General features: G+C 57.6%; 17 protein-coding genes, 1 tRNA gene and 1 riboswitch. Of the genes, 5 read left to right on the plus strand and 13 right to left on the minus strand.

The genetic code is table 11. From position 1 onward, the window contains the following. From IWX87_RS20050 to IWX87_RS11430, 5 genes are all read left to right on the plus strand, one after another. On the plus strand, positions 1-98 hold a 98-nt coding region (locus tag IWX87_RS20050), incomplete at its 5' end, for an IS3 family transposase (protein WP_370583876.1). 489 nt (positions 99-587) lie between these two features. After that, a complete protein-coding gene (locus IWX87_RS11415) occupies positions 588-1,598 on the plus strand; it encodes a zinc-binding alcohol dehydrogenase family protein (protein ID WP_196863649.1) in 1,011 nt (336 codons plus the stop codon). Between the two features lie 452 nt (positions 1,599-2,050). Then, positions 2,051-2,740, plus strand: coding sequence for a dihydrofolate reductase family protein (locus IWX87_RS11420; protein WP_196863650.1), 690 nt, complete (start codon positions 2,051-2,053; stop codon positions 2,738-2,740). Positions 2,741-2,883: 143 nt separating this feature from the next. Continuing rightward, positions 2,884-3,393 carry a transposase gene (locus IWX87_RS11425; protein ID WP_196863651.1) on the plus strand — a complete coding sequence of 170 codons (510 nt, stop codon included), beginning with the start codon at positions 2,884-2,886 and terminating at the stop codon, positions 3,391-3,393. Between the two features lie 218 nt (positions 3,394-3,611). Beyond that, positions 3,612-4,262, plus strand: a complete 651-nt coding sequence (locus IWX87_RS11430; protein ID WP_231374761.1) for a DUF3293 domain-containing protein — start codon at positions 3,612-3,614, stop codon at positions 4,260-4,262. A gap of 427 nt (positions 4,263-4,689) precedes the next feature. Here the strand turns inward: IWX87_RS11430 and IWX87_RS11435 are convergent, their stop codons facing one another. The 13 genes from IWX87_RS11435 to hscB all read right to left on the minus strand — a co-directional run bounded on the left by IWX87_RS11435 (position 4,690) and on the right by hscB (position 15,475). Continuing rightward, positions 4,690-5,427 carry an ADP-ribosylglycohydrolase family protein gene (locus IWX87_RS11435; RefSeq protein ID WP_348535233.1) on the minus strand — a complete coding sequence of 246 codons (738 nt, stop codon included), beginning with the start codon at positions 5,425-5,427 and terminating at the stop codon, positions 4,690-4,692. A gap of 163 nt (positions 5,428-5,590) precedes the next feature. Beyond that, positions 5,591-6,745 (minus strand): S1C family serine protease, encoded by a 1,155-nt coding sequence (locus tag IWX87_RS19950; RefSeq protein WP_196863653.1) that lies wholly within the window; start codon positions 6,743-6,745, stop codon positions 5,591-5,593. 9 nt (positions 6,746-6,754) lie between these two features. Continuing rightward, positions 6,755-7,945 carry a lipopolysaccharide assembly protein LapB gene (locus IWX87_RS11445; protein WP_196863654.1) on the minus strand — a complete coding sequence of 397 codons (1,191 nt, stop codon included), beginning with the start codon at positions 7,943-7,945 and terminating at the stop codon, positions 6,755-6,757. Between the two features lie 161 nt (positions 7,946-8,106). After that, complete coding sequence (locus IWX87_RS19700) at positions 8,107-8,364, minus strand: hypothetical protein (protein WP_231376542.1); 258 nt, start codon at positions 8,362-8,364, stop codon at positions 8,107-8,109. Positions 8,365-8,372: 8 nt separating this feature from the next. Then, positions 8,373-8,723 carry a hypothetical protein gene (locus tag IWX87_RS11450; protein WP_196863655.1) on the minus strand — a complete coding sequence of 117 codons (351 nt, stop codon included), beginning with the start codon at positions 8,721-8,723 and terminating at the stop codon, positions 8,373-8,375. 28 nt (positions 8,724-8,751) lie between these two features. Then, complete coding sequence (locus IWX87_RS11455; protein WP_196863656.1) at positions 8,752-9,378, minus strand: hypothetical protein; 627 nt, start codon at positions 9,376-9,378, stop codon at positions 8,752-8,754. Further along, the gene (locus IWX87_RS11460; protein WP_196863657.1) at positions 9,341-10,153 is read right to left on the minus strand and encodes a hypothetical protein; all 813 of its coding nucleotides are present in this window, start codon (positions 10,151-10,153) and stop codon (positions 9,341-9,343) included. Before IWX87_RS11460 ends, IWX87_RS11455 begins: the two co-directional genes overlap by 38 nt. A gap of 327 nt (positions 10,154-10,480) precedes the next feature. Next, a riboswitch (SAM-I-IV-variant riboswitch) is annotated at positions 10,481-10,585 on the minus strand. Positions 10,586-10,971: 386 nt separating this feature from the next. Then, positions 10,972-11,259 (minus strand): hypothetical protein, encoded by a 288-nt coding sequence (locus tag IWX87_RS11465; protein ID WP_196863658.1) that lies wholly within the window; start codon positions 11,257-11,259, stop codon positions 10,972-10,974. 581 nt (positions 11,260-11,840) lie between these two features. Continuing rightward, positions 11,841-11,915 (minus strand) — tRNA-Val (locus tag IWX87_RS11470). Between the two features lie 38 nt (positions 11,916-11,953). Beyond that, the gene (gene dnaQ, locus IWX87_RS11475) at positions 11,954-12,661 is read right to left on the minus strand and encodes a DNA polymerase III subunit epsilon (protein ID WP_196863659.1); all 708 of its coding nucleotides are present in this window, start codon (positions 12,659-12,661) and stop codon (positions 11,954-11,956) included. A 26-nt stretch (positions 12,662-12,687) separates the two neighbouring features. Next, positions 12,688-13,026 carry an ISC system 2Fe-2S type ferredoxin gene (gene fdx, locus IWX87_RS11480; RefSeq protein ID WP_196863660.1) on the minus strand — a complete coding sequence of 113 codons (339 nt, stop codon included), beginning with the start codon at positions 13,024-13,026 and terminating at the stop codon, positions 12,688-12,690. A 38-nt stretch (positions 13,027-13,064) separates the two neighbouring features. Beyond that, on the minus strand, positions 13,065-14,924 hold the full coding sequence (hscA, locus tag IWX87_RS11485) for a Fe-S protein assembly chaperone HscA (protein ID WP_196863661.1): 1,860 nt from the start codon (positions 14,922-14,924) through the stop codon (positions 13,065-13,067). An 11-nt stretch (positions 14,925-14,935) separates the two neighbouring features. Beyond that, on the minus strand, positions 14,936-15,475 hold the full coding sequence (gene hscB / locus IWX87_RS11490) for a Fe-S protein assembly co-chaperone HscB (protein WP_196863662.1): 540 nt from the start codon (positions 15,473-15,475) through the stop codon (positions 14,936-14,938).

Consider the following 15,475-nt stretch of genomic DNA (forward strand, 5'->3'; position numbering starts at 1 on the left):
CTATCGCGTGGCTGCTCTGGTACAACAAAGTCCGGCTTCATTCAACGCTGGCATATGTCAGCCCGATGCAATTCGAAAGCGAATGGCTTGCCAGGTAAGCCAACTCATGAGCTCGGTTATGGGATACGGAATCCAGGGGCAAGGTCAGTTCGCGTACATTTTCTGTGACGACCCCTCTTTGGTTCATGTCAGGAATAGATGGATGAAAACCTGGGTACCGTTTTATGTGATTCCGGAGTAGTTCAAAGCATCCTCAGCCGCGCATTGAGAAAAGACTGACGATAAGAGGGCGTAAAATTTACGAAATCAGCGACTGCTCAAGCGACAGCGTCAGGGGGATGGGGTCGCTCAAGTGACCGGCGTGCCCAATTCTGGCAATTTCCACTCTCTTCACGGTAAGGGTACGGAAAACGAACAGCAGGTCTTCACGGCGGTGTCGTGCAGGTACGCATCTTTACCACGCCCAGTAATCGTCTTGATTCCACGGCATCCGCGAAGTGCGGTGTTGCTCCTATCCTCACAGGTGCTGCAAGCGAAGCTTACAGCGGTGGTCTGATAATTTCCTAACCCTTTAGAGGATTCTATACATGAAAGCCGTCGGTTATCGCCAACCCCTGCCCATTGATCATCCCGACGCGCTTGAAGACCTGGAGCTGCCTGCGCCGCTACCGGGGGCACGCGACCTTTTAGTACGCGTCCGGGCAATCTCGGTTAATCCAGTCGACACCAAGGTACGCAATAGCGGCGTGCCCGTGCCCGGCCAAGCCCGGGTACTGGGCTGGGACGCGGTCGGCACGGTCGAGGCGATAGGCGCAGATGTCACCGGCTTCAGGCCCGGCGAGCGCGTCTGGTATGCCGGCTCCATTACCCGCCCAGGCGCTAACAGCGAGCTGCACGCAGTGGACGAGCGCATTGTCTCGCACGCACCGGCTTCTCTCAGCGATGCGCAAGCCGCTGCCCTACCGCTGACCTCAATCACTGCATATGAGTTGCTGTTCGACCGGCTCGGGGTACCTGCTGGCGGCGGCGCGGGTCAGACGCTGCTAGTAGTCGGCGGTGCCGGCGGCGTAGGCTCCATCTTGATCCAGCTAGCGCGCCAGCTCACGCAGCTGCGTGTGGTGGCCACAGCCTCGCGGCCTCAGACACGCCAGTGGTGCATGGATCTAGGCGCGCACGGCGTGATCGACCACAGCCAGCCACTGGCCGCCGAGCTGCAAGCCGGCGGCTTCGGCCAAGTGGACTGGGTAGCCGCGCTTACGCAGACGCAGCACCACTACGCGCAGATCATTGAGAGCCTCAAGCCACAAGGCGCGCTGGCGGTGATCGACGACGCGCCTTCTCTCGACGCCGTACCGCTCAAGCAAAAGTCGCTGTCCCTCCACTGGGAGCTGATGTTCACGCGCTCGATGTTCGAAACGCCCGACATGGCCGCACAAGGCCGGCTGCTGGCCGAGGTGGCCGGGCTGGTCGATGCCGGCCGGCTGCGCACCACGCTCAATGCCAACTTCGGCCGCATCGACGCGGCCAACCTATGCCGGGCGCATGCGCTCATCGAAAGCGGCAAGGCGCAGGGAAAAGTGGTACTCGAAGGCTTCTAAAGCAGCGCGGCGCAGTTGAGATCTGTTCGTGCGGCTCCAGGTAGTGTCAGTGATCGGTTGTCAAGTGGGCGGTAGAACGAGCAGTCGTATCTGCAACGGCCATTTATGGCGGGAAATCTTGAAAAGGACAATTTCAGCCATCAAACCTATCAAACTCGATTTTCGTACAGCTTTTGTGTAGTTATGAATGGGATTAATGGTCAACCCAATTAATCAGTGTCTGGCCAACCACGCTTAACGTGCATACCATCGCCGCGGTGCTTTAGCCGTTCTCCACCAAGCGACCACAGCCTCTTGCTTGAAACCGTTGAATCTGCCAAATTGTCAGATGCAATGGTGCCTTTGCTGAAAATCAGGTGTAGTAGTAGTATCAATTTAATGGAATTGCTTGCTTATAGGCGAACCGAAATGGTCAAAAGTTATTAACCATCAACGATGTCGGAAAGTTTTCAATGAAACCCTATGTTGTCTGCCACATGATGTCCTCTATCGATGGACACGCGCTCACGGATGGCTGGGCCCGCCCCTTCAAGAAGGACGCCGGGGATCTGTACGAGAAGCTTGCTAAGCAGTTTAAGTTCGATGCCTGGATCTGCGGCAGGGTCACCATGCAGGAAATCGCGCACGGCGATGACTATCCAAGGGGATTGGCCAAAGCGCCGGTTCCACGCATTCATTATTTTGCCAAGCGTGATGCGGACTGCTACGCCGTCTCAATTGATCCCCATGGAAAAGTGGCTTGGACATGCAACGAAGCGCTCAATTCGCACGTCGTTTCAGTGGTGTCAGAAGCGGTGTCGGACGACTACCTGGCCTATCTGAAATCCATTGACGTGTCTTACATTTTTGGTGGCAAGACAGAGATTGATTTGGGCCAAGTTATTGCAATCCTTGTGGATGAACTCGGTACAAAGCGTCTCATCGTTGAAGGCGGCCCCACTGTAAGCGGATCATTTGTAAATGCCGGACTTGTCGATGAGGTAAGTGTTCTCATTTTACCGGTGATCGACGGGCGTGGAGACCATCCTGCATCGTTTGAGATTCCCAAAGATGCTTGGACCAAGCCGACCTACCTTACCTTGACTTCGGCAGATATCCAGCAGGGCGGCGGGGTGTGGCTGCGGTACACGAACCCCCGCTGAGGGTGCCGAATGTGAAAGTGCTGCATACGAAGATCCAGATTGTTGGCGCCAACACGGTTTTGTCCGCACCCCATAGCCCCAGCTGTCAGACTAGTTGACGCCTCCGATTTCTCGCGGGTTAACCGCAATCAGAGGGACATCTCATGCCCAGAACACTTCATTCCCTTCACTCCCCCGAATTCAAGGAGCAGGCACTGCTCAAAGCCCGAGGTCGCGGAGCGCGTTCACTTGCCAGCGTTGCTGGCGATCTGAACATGTCCCATGGCACTTTGAAGAACTGGCTTAAGGCTGCTGGTCCGGCAGGTCCTGCAGGTCCGCAGGCACAGGCAACGCACCCGTTACTGGAGGGCCCGGTGGCCTCCTGGTCGTCTGCACAGCGCATGGGCGCCTTGCACGAAAGCTACTCGCTCAGCGGTGAAGCCCTGGCAGGATGGTGCCGCGAGCACGGCTTGTTCGAGCATCAGTTGCGCCAGTGGCACGACGACTTCTGCGCTGCAGGCGTGTCCGCTGTACGCGAAGCACCGGGCGCGTTTCGGGAACTGCAGCGCCAGCACGATCTTCTCCAGCGCAAGGAAAAGGCACTGGCCGAGGTGGCTGCGCTGCTGGTGTTGCAAAAAAACTTCCAGGCGTTGCTGGAGGGCGCGGACAAATGACGTCCGTCCTGCAGCGCCAAAAGTTGCTCGGTTTGATTCAAAAAGCGTGTGCTGACGGGGCACGCCTGCGCGTGGCATGTCACCAGATTGGCCTGTCGTGCCGCACGGTTCAGCGCTGGCAGTGCACGGATGCACTCGACGGAGATAGGCGTCCCTCGGGCCGACGGCGCTACGTGTGCCCGCCTAACAAGCTGGGCGAGGCAGAACGCCAGGTTGTGATGGCCACCCTCAACAGCGAGGCATTCAAGGATCTGGCACCCAGCCAGATCGTGCCGCGCCTGGCTGACAGCGGCATCTATCTGGCGTCCGAGTCGACCATGTACCGATTGCTGCTGCAGTACGGCCAGCGCACCCACCGGCGCCTGGAGCGTGCCGCGCAGCAGCGCAGCAAGCCACGCGCCCTGGCAGCGACCGGACCCGATCAGGTCTTTTGCTGGGACATCACATACCTGCCCACTCAGGTGCGTGCCCAGCACCTAGACTACCTGGATACGGATTACGGTGTTTACACCGTGCCCCCATTCGTCATCAAGGTTGGAGTGCCCAGCGAGCCGCTGCGTCAGCTCTATTCGCAATACCGGTCAGACTGCGCGGCCTACATAACCGCCTGCAATCCTTTGGGCCGCAGCCTGAGTGATGCAGAAAATACGGCTCGCCAAGCCGCACTTCTAAACGAATTAACAGCTCGCAGTCTGAAGTTTATTAACGGCGTCGGGCTCGATAGCAAGAGCAAGTGGCCTGGTGAGGCGAGCTTCCTGGTCATGAATCTTTCACTTGAAGCAACCCGGGTACTGGCGAGCAAGTATGAACAAAATGCCGTAGTGTGGTGCGACAAGGATGCCGTGGCACAACTGATTTTGTTGCGATGATTTGTCGATCGATGGCATGTCTCGTTTGGCGAAAATGCATAGGTGACCTGGTCCACAGCGCCACCTAATACCCCTTCCAACTCAGCCAGCAGCAGGACCGCTTGGCGGCCAACACAACCGATCCTAGCGCGTCCAGCGCCCCTTCGCACCTCATGTGCCGGATGAGTTACAAAGATGGTCAAGGGAGCACCAAAAAATGAGTCTGCCAGTACCCCATGCCTATCGGCTTGAAGAGATCGGGCCCATGTACAGCATCATCCTGGGTCTCCCGCTTCGGGGCGGATTTCAGACGAATACCGCCAGCAGGCCGTGCATTTGTGTGCAGCCATTTTCGCCTCGTTCACGTTCAGCAGGGCAGAAGGTTATTTACGGGGACAGCGCGAAGACAGCCTGGTGTTCCAGGTCGCCACCCGGGAACCAGAAAAGTTCAAGGGTTTGGCCGCGCAACTGGCCACCGTCTTTGATCAGGACGGCATAGGCATTGTTTATCCATCGGCGCAGGATTCGCATGCGGCCGTCTACAGCCGCGTGTTGCCCCATCGAACAGGATCGCCCAGCTAAATTCCCCGCAGGTGGTGGATGTGATCGGGCTCAGGCACCGAGAGAATTTTCCTGCGCATAAAGCGCCGTCAATACCTGGCGCATGTCGCGCGGCAGGTCGGACCAGGCCTTGGCCGCGATCTCGTGCGGAATGCCAAAGCGCGCCTCGGCTACCGATGGAGACGACATTGCGCAGGGCGTCCTCGTAGCTCATGGCCTCCAGGGCGCAAACCAGCGCCTGAGGCACCGAGTCGGCGCTGGCCTCGGTGAAGCGGTAGCCCGGCCGGATCCCGTCGACCGTGCGGTCCAGGTCGTAGCCGAAACATGCCATCAGTTCCTGCCGGATGTCGGCGGCCGACGTGCGCTGGCGGGCCAGCCAGATGGCCACGCTCGTTTCCGCAGCGCCCTTGATGCCCTCGTGGTGGTTGTGCGTGATGACCGTTACTCGCTTGGAAAGCTCCAGGGCGTGGTCGAGCGATGTCGCCAGCAGGACTGCCGCGTTGACCCGCATGGACGCGCCGTTGTCCCAGGAGTTGTAGGGCTGCGGGTCGTCATCGGCCAGCCACAGGTTGAAGTGCTGCCCCCAGCCACCGTTGCTCCAGTAGCGCCGGCCCCAGTCCTGCAGCGCCTAGGCAGGAGGTCGTCCGTGAACTTGGCGCCCTGGTGGAACAACGGCTGGAAGTCCTTGGACTTGAAGTTCCTGAATTCTCACCACGAGCCCACGATGTCGCATGCGATGGCTCCGAGCATGAAGTGCTTTCCAAAAAATACCAGTTACCTGGTGGTGACTACAGGGTTTTACGGCTTTGCCTGGAGACGTTGCCCGCGCCCCGCTGCAGGGTAAGCTGGCTCGTATATCTATGGTCTGATACAAATTGCCGGACTGGCGTGACGCTGACATAGTCGTCATTGCCAATGGCCACGAAGTAGTTCCCGGGGCACAGGCTGCTAAAACTCACCCGGCCTCCCTGGCTCGGTCGGGTTTTGACGACACGGGAGGCGCCGAGCGCGCCGCTTCGCAATTCGACGGACACATGCTCGCCAAACGTTTGCAGCTCAATGTCGTAATCGATATTGCAAGCTGAAGCCGGCCAAGGCTGACTGCTCGGGGCTGGCGTTTGCCGGGCGCTTGGGGGGTATGCAGGGATCGGTAAAACGGCTGGCGTTGCCGGCGATGGCGATGGATCAGGCGCAGGCGCAGGCGCTGCAATCAGATGACGATAAAGCTCCACGGGCATGGCGAAGTTCAGGTTTTGCGATTCGGTGAGAAAAATTGTCGTGATGCCAATGACTCGCCCGAACTCGTCAAACAGCCCGCCGCCGCTCGATCCCGGTGAAATGGGCGCCGTCGTCTGAATGATCGGCAAAGGCATGCCTGGTATTGACCGAAGCGCAGACACCATTCCTTCGGCGAACGTCAACTCCAAGCCACGCGGAGATCCCAGCGAATACACACGCTGCCCAGGGGCCACGTCACCCAGAGGCCCCATCGGCGCCGGCGCCGCTGGCAAGCCCGCCACTTTGACGATGCAATAGTCCATTTTTTCTTCATCGCCTGCCACCACCACGGCGGCGTATTGTGTTTTACGGTAATAAACCGCGACGGGTCCTCGCTGGGTGACATGGCAGTTGGTCAGCACAATCCCTGGCGCCACCACGACACCGCTACCAGAGCCTTCCGGGGTCTTGAGCATGACGATTGAATTAGACGCCTGCTTGTAGATCTGCTCGGAGCTCAGTGGAGGCCCCTTGGGACTGATGTTGAGCAAGCCCACCAGGGCGCTTGCCGCAGAAAACGCTATTCCCTGCGGTGCGTTCTCGGGGGAGGCTGCATTTTCCAGACCTGGGCGGCTGATGTTCTTGTCAGCGAAGACAGAAACCGGAAAGAAACCAAGACCCAGGGCCGAGTTGGCCATGGACACCAGATCGGTATCGTTGCCCAACGCAAAGCGCTAGGCGATGCCATCGCGTTCAGTGAACAGCAATCCCAGTTTGTTTTCGGCAGCCTTGTAGAGCACTCCCCGAGCGCCGCCAGCTAGTTCCACGGCAACACCCTCCCCTTCGACCTGCGGCTGCGATTTCATGCCCGCGATGAGACCCACGATACAGGCCTGCACGCGGCAATCCTTGTCCGAGCCCAGCCAGACGGCGTACTCGGCGGCGTCTGCCTTGAGGGGGAAGCCGGCGTTGTTCAGCGCATGCACTCGCACGATCTTCTCCGGCGCGTCACCGATCCGGGGGATTTTCGAAGGCAAGAGCGCAGAAAAAGGAAACGAAGAAAGCGCGCCGAGCTGGCCGCGCAGCGCCGGATCGACCAGCTCTGTGTAATGGCTGGCCAATGCACTTCCTGCCGCTGAGCGCATGACGGGCGAGGCATCTTCTTGGTAAAGGGCGACAAGCTGGCGGCGGGCGCGGCTGGGCGACGTGGCATACCGAAGACTCAGGCCAAAGGCAGCAGCGGCCTGGACCGGTTCACCCCCCTGGACATACACGCCGGCCAGGTTGCCCCAGGCAGTCGCCCTGCGCGGCCCGGCGACCAGCGACTGAAGCAACGCACGCGTGGCAAGCTCGGTTTTTCCATCCTTGAAAAGCGCGTAGCCCAGGTTTTCAGCGACCTCGGCATCAGAGGCGTCAATTTGATAAGCCGCCAGGAACTGATCGGCGGCGAGCCGAAAATCGGACGCCTTGATGGCCGCCAATCCTTTGGCATTGTGCGCACGCGCGGCGGTGCGTTGTTGCGCGGCAATGACCGTTCGGCGGGGTTGAAGTCGAACGAGCTGGGACATCGAAAGCATGGTTGAAGCCGTGTCCGAGTTGGCGGCCGATTGCATCACTGCGTTGAATGCAGTCCTCCACTCTGGCGATGGTTCTGCAATAGCAGCCCAAGGCGATGTCAACACAGGTGAGGCATTGGGAGCCTGCAGGGGAACGGAGGGCGTGGGCGAAAGCAGAGGTTTTTGGTTGTCTGATGAGATGAACCACAGCGACGCCAGCACGACGGCACCGATCAGCATCATCGGCCCCGCACCGATCCATGGCTTCGAAGCTTTCATCCCGGGTGCATAGACCATTCGATGGTCCGGCGTCAGTGTCATTTGTTCTGAACTGGCCGTAGTGAATCGCTCGGGTTCGGGAGTTTTCATGGTTTGTTTTTTTTTATTATTTGTCAGTCTATGACATCAGAATTTCTCTGAACTTGCAGTTGGAAGGCCGAGGCAAAAATATTGAATTCTTCCAATCTTCTATTTCCTCGGACGGCGCGACATCGCTAATTTCCGATCTGTCCATGATCAACAATTCCGTTTTACGCGCTTGGGCGTCTGATACCACGCGCAGCTTGCGCACGTTCCATCATGTCGGCCTGAAGGGTTTCCTCAGGGGGCAGCCTCAGGCCTATCCTCAGGCAGGCAGACATCAGGCGCAAGGCGGCATCGGAATCGAGCTCTGCAAACCAGAGCGGTATCGGCCCGAGGTGGCTCTCGTAATCCCCGATCGCAGCGCTGACGCGTTGCCTGAGTCGTCGGGCCTGCAAACTTGCGGGTTGTGTCGGCTTGGATTTCATGGTTGTTCCTACGGATACCGAAGCGCATTCTTCGCTGGCCAGTGCCGCCGGTCTTGTTGCATCGGCGCCGCCGCAGGGACTGCATCTGCCAGCTGCTGGGACAGGGTGTCGTAATGCCTGCCAAAGTCATCCAGCAGCTTGACCAGTTCGTCTGTTGGCAGCCGGTTGTGCGACAGCCGGCAGTCCTGCAGTTGCCAGAGCCCGTCCATCAGCCCCAGCCCATGGCGGCTCTCGCAGGGCTTGCCCTGGACCAGTTCGAGCGTGGCGCAGCGCAGGCCGTTCTTTCGGACGGAGAAGAACCGGCTGGGCTCAGTGCTTTTGTTGCAGAACCGGCGGATTTTGTACAGGCAACTTGACATAGCCTGCCCCTCATCCCACAGGTCGATGTCATTGACCAGGGGGATGATGTCGTAGCACTTCCCAGTGCAAAGTCCCGCAGGCAAAGTCCCAGCACGGGGGCGCTTGGGCGCTGGCATGGTTTGTCCTGGCCTGCTCAACGACCGCCTGCTGGCGCCGGTGCCACTCGTCGGCCCGGCGTAGCACGGCGCGCCACGTCATGCGGGTCGTGACCGAGCTGTGACCCCAGGTCAGCCATTCATAGACACGCCGAAGCTGCGCCCTGGAGACGCCGCCGCAGCGTGTTGCCAGGCGCAGCAGGGTCATCTCGTCGGCTTCATGCGGCACGCCGGGCATGCGGTCAAAAAAGAGATAACTCGACTGGATGAAGTAGTCGAGGAATTTGGGATCCGGGGCGAGCTGAAAACCGTGCTCGACCAGGCTCTGGGCGTAGTGGACCAAGCTGTCAAAAGCCAGGCGCCGGTTGCGCAGGATGGGGATGAAGCTGTCCCGGCTACTGCGGCACAGCAATCGCCAGGCGGCCGGGGTGAACCGGCCCTTGATGGCATGGGCCGTCACCTCGCTGGCATCGAGCTTGACCTGGCAGCGCCTGGCGTAGCGCAGCAGCCAATCCAGGCGTTTACCCGCCGCTGGCGATGGGGGAAAAAGTTCCCTCATACGCCGGTCTTCTTGTAGAGTCCGACGACAGTACTCGCAGCAGGGTCCGCCGCAGCGCCTTCGCCCTCTGCTCGAAACCGAAACGCCAAGCCCAGTGCCTGGGCGGCCTGGTTGGCGCTGGCGATCTCGTTGCGCAATTCAGCCGCGTAGTAGCTGCTGCCGGGATGCTCGCCCTCGATGATCTCCACGCCCAGCGCATCAAGTACCTTGGCGTCCAGATCGGAAAAAAACCCAAGGCAGCACTTTGCCCACTCCAGCCGCTGTCAAACCACTCGGCTTCGCCCCAGTCAACATCTTCGTCCAGCCAGTCCTGGATGATCTCCTTGAAGTTGGCCAGGCCCGCATCGCCTTCGTGCTCCACCCAGTCGCGCCAGCCCGTATCCGGGTCATCCTGCAGCGCAGCAGCTAAAAATGCAAGGCGGCGACGCTCGACAAAACCGAGTGCGTCGTCATCGGCGTCGAGTTCGTCTTCAATGTCAGACAAATGATCGGCCGCCAGGATCGAGAAATGGCTGGCGAGCGGGGAGCAACCCTCAACCTCGGAAACGAGGTCATCCGTGGAGTGAATAAACGCCGGTGAAACGCAGTGGAACACCTCGGCCCGCAGCTTGAGCGCCGGCACACTGGGGTCTGAAACGGTACCGTACTCGGCGACCTCGTAAAAGAACAAAGGCCCGGGCAGGGGGACCACGCGGGACGATGATTTGCGCGAGGATTTCATGCTGCGGCCCTCGTTTGTTCTCCTGGCTGGCTGCAGCGCGGCGATGGCCAGCAAAAGCTGCCCTCGTCATGAAGCACGCCAGCGCACCGCAAAGGCGCTCGGACCTGAACCAGCGCATCGGCTGGGGGATAGAACAAAAAACGTTCCGAGGTCGCAAGGAACCGCTGAACGATGGTGGGCGGGTCAGCCCTGAAAATAGTGACCGGGGTCGTCTCGAATGCAGCCATGTGGCGCTCCTGGTTTAGCCGCTTCGACAAAGATGTCTGGGGCGGCAATCAGTCAAAGCCCCCAAGCGGTGGACCCCGCGAAGGGCCGGCCGGCCAGGCCATGATCAATATCCAAAACGATTCGCGTGGGCAAAAAAAAAGCCCACCATTGGTGAGCTGCCGGCTTGGTTGCGCCCGAAGGCACCACATCGCGCTTGGCGGCCACCTTGCCCCGGAAAGCAGGTTGGCGTGGGCGTTGGCCCAACTCTTAATGTCAAGCTTATTATGCAGGCCAATGGACTAGCAGGTCAATTATTTATGGAGCTCAACGCCTAAAACTACAGTCCGGTTGCCATGCGTATCCGCGCCATCAGTGAACTGAACAATCAGGCCAGCCTCGGCCTGTAGGCAGCTGACATGCCCAGCGCAGGCTTGAAGCCGGCAAAGTCAACCGGCATGGCGTCGACGTTTACTCGGGCCGGGAGCGTTTGAGAGTGCGGCCCTCGCGACCAGGCCCTTGATACGGCCGACGTGTCCCTGCCAATAGCCCAAGTCCTCCTCGGACTCTTATTGGCTCTTGAACTGGTTGCGCGTCGGTGCCGGCAGTTACCGGTTGCCCATCCCTTGAGAGGCTTCGCTGGATGCTGCTGTCATCCATTTACCTAATCATCTATTTATCCAGTCATGCAGTTGCTGCACGTCCGGCGCCCTTCCGTGCTCTTGGCTGTACTCCTCGATTGCCTGCGCCTCGATGGCCTCCACCTCGATCGCCTCTGCTTCAATCACCTCCGCCTCGGACTTTTTCGGCGACGATCGCGCGCGCCCGATCACGAGCCCGTTCGACTCTTCCATAAACTTCTTGCCCAGCTCCGGGTCGTAGCCCTTGAATGTGCCCTTCATACGAATCCTTTTCTGCCAGTTCTGATTGTGCGCCGCCAAAAATGACGGTTGCATCGGAGTCCAGGCCGTCGATGTCGTGGTTGATTTTGCCTGACAACTCCTCGGTTGTCATGTTCGTGAAGTTCAGGGCATCAATGTTGTTGCTGGATGCTGAGACCCACGGCTACGGACTCGATGGCTGTCAGGATCTGGTTGGCGTACTTGTCGGACCTGACCAACTGCTTGAGCCACACCAAGGCTGTTGCTGGAGCCGGCGCGCTTGTCGACCAGCGCTACCGAGTCCTGGTCCCAGAGCCATGCCGATGGCCGTTTGCAGGGCGTACGCCTGTGTTAAGGAAACCTGCGCGGTTAGGTACTCGGTGATCAGGTTCGAGTTGACTAAGCTAGCAAAGCCGGCCATTGCGCCCGTTTTGCCGACGGGTCGCCCATCATGTCAGGACGCCGTCCTTGACCTTTTAAGTGATGGCAGTGCGGTCCTTTACAAACCTAGCACTAAGGCGTTTCACGCTATTTCTTCGAATCAACGACGAGACAAATAGTGCGCAAAGCAGATATGGCTTTTCCGTACTATTTCCGTACAGACATAAATAAAGGACTTAGCCGCAAAGCTAAGTCCTTTATTTTATTATTTATTGTGGTGGGCGGTGCAAGTTTCGAACTTGCGACCCCTGCAGTGTGAATGCAGTGCTCTACCCCTGAGCTAACCGCCCTATTGATTAGCTCTAGATTATATGCTGCTTTTCAGAAATTATTGAGTACGCTCAGATCGCCAGACAGTTTTTCCACGACTAGCCTTGTCGAGCATTACCAAGAATTTTTGATGTGCATCCATTTCCGTGGCATTGGCCGAAACCACAGGAAGATCAAAAATGCATAGGTCGATGATAGGTTCGTCTTGGTCCGCCTCTACAGGGCCAGCAATGTCCATCATCAGGCTGTTCTGGCCGCGTGTCAGGTTGATGTACACATCTGCCAGCAATTCAGCATCCAATAATGCTCCGTGCAGGGTTCGTCCCGAATTGTCGACTTCAAGCCGATCGCACAAGGCATTGAGAGAATTTCGTTTGCCCGGAAACATTTCCTTGGCCATTATCAAGCTGTCGGTGACCTTGTCCACCCAACGCATTACAGGTTCCCTGCCAATCAGTTCAAGTTCCTTGTTCAGGAAACTCACATCAAACGGTGCGTTGTGAATGATGACCTCGGCACCTTGCAGGTAGTCGAGCAGTTCGTCCACTACGGCTGAAAACCTTGGCTTGTCTTTTAGGAATTCATTGCTGATGCCGTGAACCTTCAGTGCATCTTCATGGCTATCACGACCTGGATTGAGATAGAAGTGCTTATTTCTTCCGGTCAACTTGCGCGCGACAAGTTCTACGCATCCGATTTCGATGATGCGGTCGCCGTTTTCGGCAGAAAGACCTGTTGTCTCGGTGTCCAGAAAAATTTGGCGCATGTTCAGAATTTCCGACCAAGGCACATTTAATGATTTTCCTTGGCGTGGTTGATGGAGTATTTTGGAATTTCTACGGTGACATCTGCCTGTGCCAGAAAGGCTTGGCAACTGAGGCGCGAATTGGGCTCCAGACCCCAGGCACGGTCGAGCAAATCCTCCTCGCTTTCGTCCATCTCGTTGAGTGACCTGAACCCCTCACGAACGACGACATGGCACGTTGTACAAGCGCAGCTCAGGTCACAGGCATGCTCGATATTTATTTTGTTGTCGAGCAACGCTTCGCAGATGGAGGTACCTGCAGGGGCCGATATTTCGGCACCTTGTGGGCAGTATTCAGGATGGGGAAGAATCTTGATGATGGGCATGGTGTCGAACTGTAGGTAATATAAATGCGGAGAGATGTTCAGACCGACTCGATGTTTTTTCCGGCCAGTGCTTTTTGAATTCCACGGTTCATGCGCTGGGCTGCAAAGGCCTCCGTGCCTTTGGCAAGCGCCTGCGTTGCAGCTTCGATGGAAACAGTATTGCCCTTGGTACGCGCATCAACCAGCTCAGCCATCAAGCCGTCAGTCGACACACGTTCGCTTGAACTGAGAAGGTCGGCATCAGCTTCCAGCGCACTTCGAATTGCCAGAATCATGCGATCCGCGTCCACCTGCGCCTCCACCAATGCACGCGATTGCATGTCTTGATGGGCAGTTGCAAAACTATCCTGCAGCATGCGGGCGATTTCGTCATCCGAAAGACCATAAGAAGGCTTGACGTCAATTTGGGTTTCGACCCCGCTGATCTGTTCTTTGGCATTGACGCTGAGGAGGCCATCGGCATCTACAGTGAACGTCACACGAATGCGCGCAGCGCCAGCGACCATCGGCGGAATTCCGCGCAACTCGAAACGCGCCAAGCTGCGGCAGTCAGCCACCAGGTCACGCTCGCCCTGCACCACATGCAGCGCCAGTGCAGTTTGGCCATCCTGATAAGTGGTGAAGTCCTGAGCCATGGCCGTGGGAATGGTCTGGTTGCGCGGGACGATACGCTCTACCAGCCCACCCATGGTTTCCACACCCAGCGACAGCGGAATCACATCAAGCAGCAACAGGTCGTCACCGGTATTGTTTCCTGCCAGTTGATTGGCAGAAATGGCCGCCCCCAGCGCCACCACTTCGTCAGGATTGAGATTGACCAGCGGTTCACGTCCGAAAAAAGTTGCAACAGCCTTGCGTACCTGCGGCATGCGCGTTGAACCACCCACCATGACCACACCATCAATCTCTTCATGTTTGAGCCCAGCGTCACGCAGAGCCTTGCGCGCAGCAGTCAGCGTACGCTGGGTAAGATTCGCCGAAGCGGCGTCAAAATCTGCTGCCGTCACCTCAAAAGCAATGTAGGCGTTGGACAAGTTAACAGAAAATGGCACCGATGACGCCTCAGACAGAGCCTCTTTGCAAGCGCGTGCAGTTTTTTGTAAATTAGCTTTGTCCGATGCGCTGAGCTTGTCCGGTGTTACCCCGCACTTGGTCAGTATCCAGTCAACCAGTGCGCGATCATAATCATCGCCGCCGAGGGCAGAATCTCCACCTGTGGAGACCACTTCAAACACACCTTGCGACAAGCGCAGGATCGAAATATCAAATGTTCCGCCTCCAAGGTCATAGACAGCAAAAACACCTTCGCTGGCATTGTCCAGTCCATAGGCAATGGCTGCTGCAGTGGGTTCGTTAATTAACCGCAGCACATTCAGCCTGGCCAGTTGCGCGGCATCCTTGGTTGCCTGGCGCTGGGCATCGTCAAAATAAGCAGGCACGGTAATCACGGCGCCATAGATATCGTCATCAAAGGTATCTTCGGCACGCTGTCGTAGTGACGCCAGAATTTCAGCACTGATTTCGACCGGACTTTTTTCACCGGCTACAGTTTGCAGTGTGACCATACCCGGTTTGTCGATGAAGCGATAAGGCATTTGCTGACGGTTGCCAATGTCGTCGATACCCCGCCCCATCAGCCGTTTGACCGAAGAAATCGTGTTGTACGGATCATCGACCTGGGCCGCAAGGGCATCAAAGCCGATTTTTGTTCCGCCTGCGAGATAACGCACGACACTTGGCAGCAACACCCGTCCTTCGTCATCAGGCAGGCATTCAGACAACCCGTTGCGTACGCTGGCCACCAGCGAATGGGTGGTGCCGAGGTCAATGCCAATGGCGATGCGCCGCTGGTGCGGATCTGGCGTCTGGCCGGGTTCGGATAATTGCAAAAGTGCCATGTCGCGGTTCTTTACTGAGTTTCTTGGGTGTTTTGTTGTTCCAGCAGATCAATGCGGGCATCGACCTCACGGGCAAAGCGTTCAATGAACATGAGGCTTCTGACCTGTTGTGCGGCTTCAGGGAAATTTTTTTTCTGATCCAGTGTTTGCTCAATTTTTAATAGCTGTTCATGCCCGTCCACCTTGGCCAGAAGAGAAATTTCATTCAAACTATTAATACTTTGGGCATCTTCCAATGCTTCACGCCATTCCATTTGCTGCATCAGGAAGTCGGATGGCATGGCCGTATTGTTTTCGGCATTGATCGGCGCATCATGCAATTCGCACAAATAACTCGCGCGCTTAAGTGGATCTTTTAACCGCTGATAGGCCTCATTAATCCGGACAGACCATTGCATGGCCAAACGCTGAGCGGCTTGCCCCTGCGCGGCAAACTTGTCTGGATGGGCTTCGCGCTGTAATTCTTTCCAGCGCGCGTCGAGTTGCGGCTTGTCCTGGGCGAACTGCACAGGAACGCCAAAAAGCTCAAAATCGTTGGATTGAAGATTCAT

Origin of the sequence: Polaromonas sp. CG_9.7 (genome assembly GCF_015752205.1) — a bacterium.
Classification (GTDB): Bacteria; Pseudomonadota; Gammaproteobacteria; order Burkholderiales; family Burkholderiaceae_C; genus Polaromonas.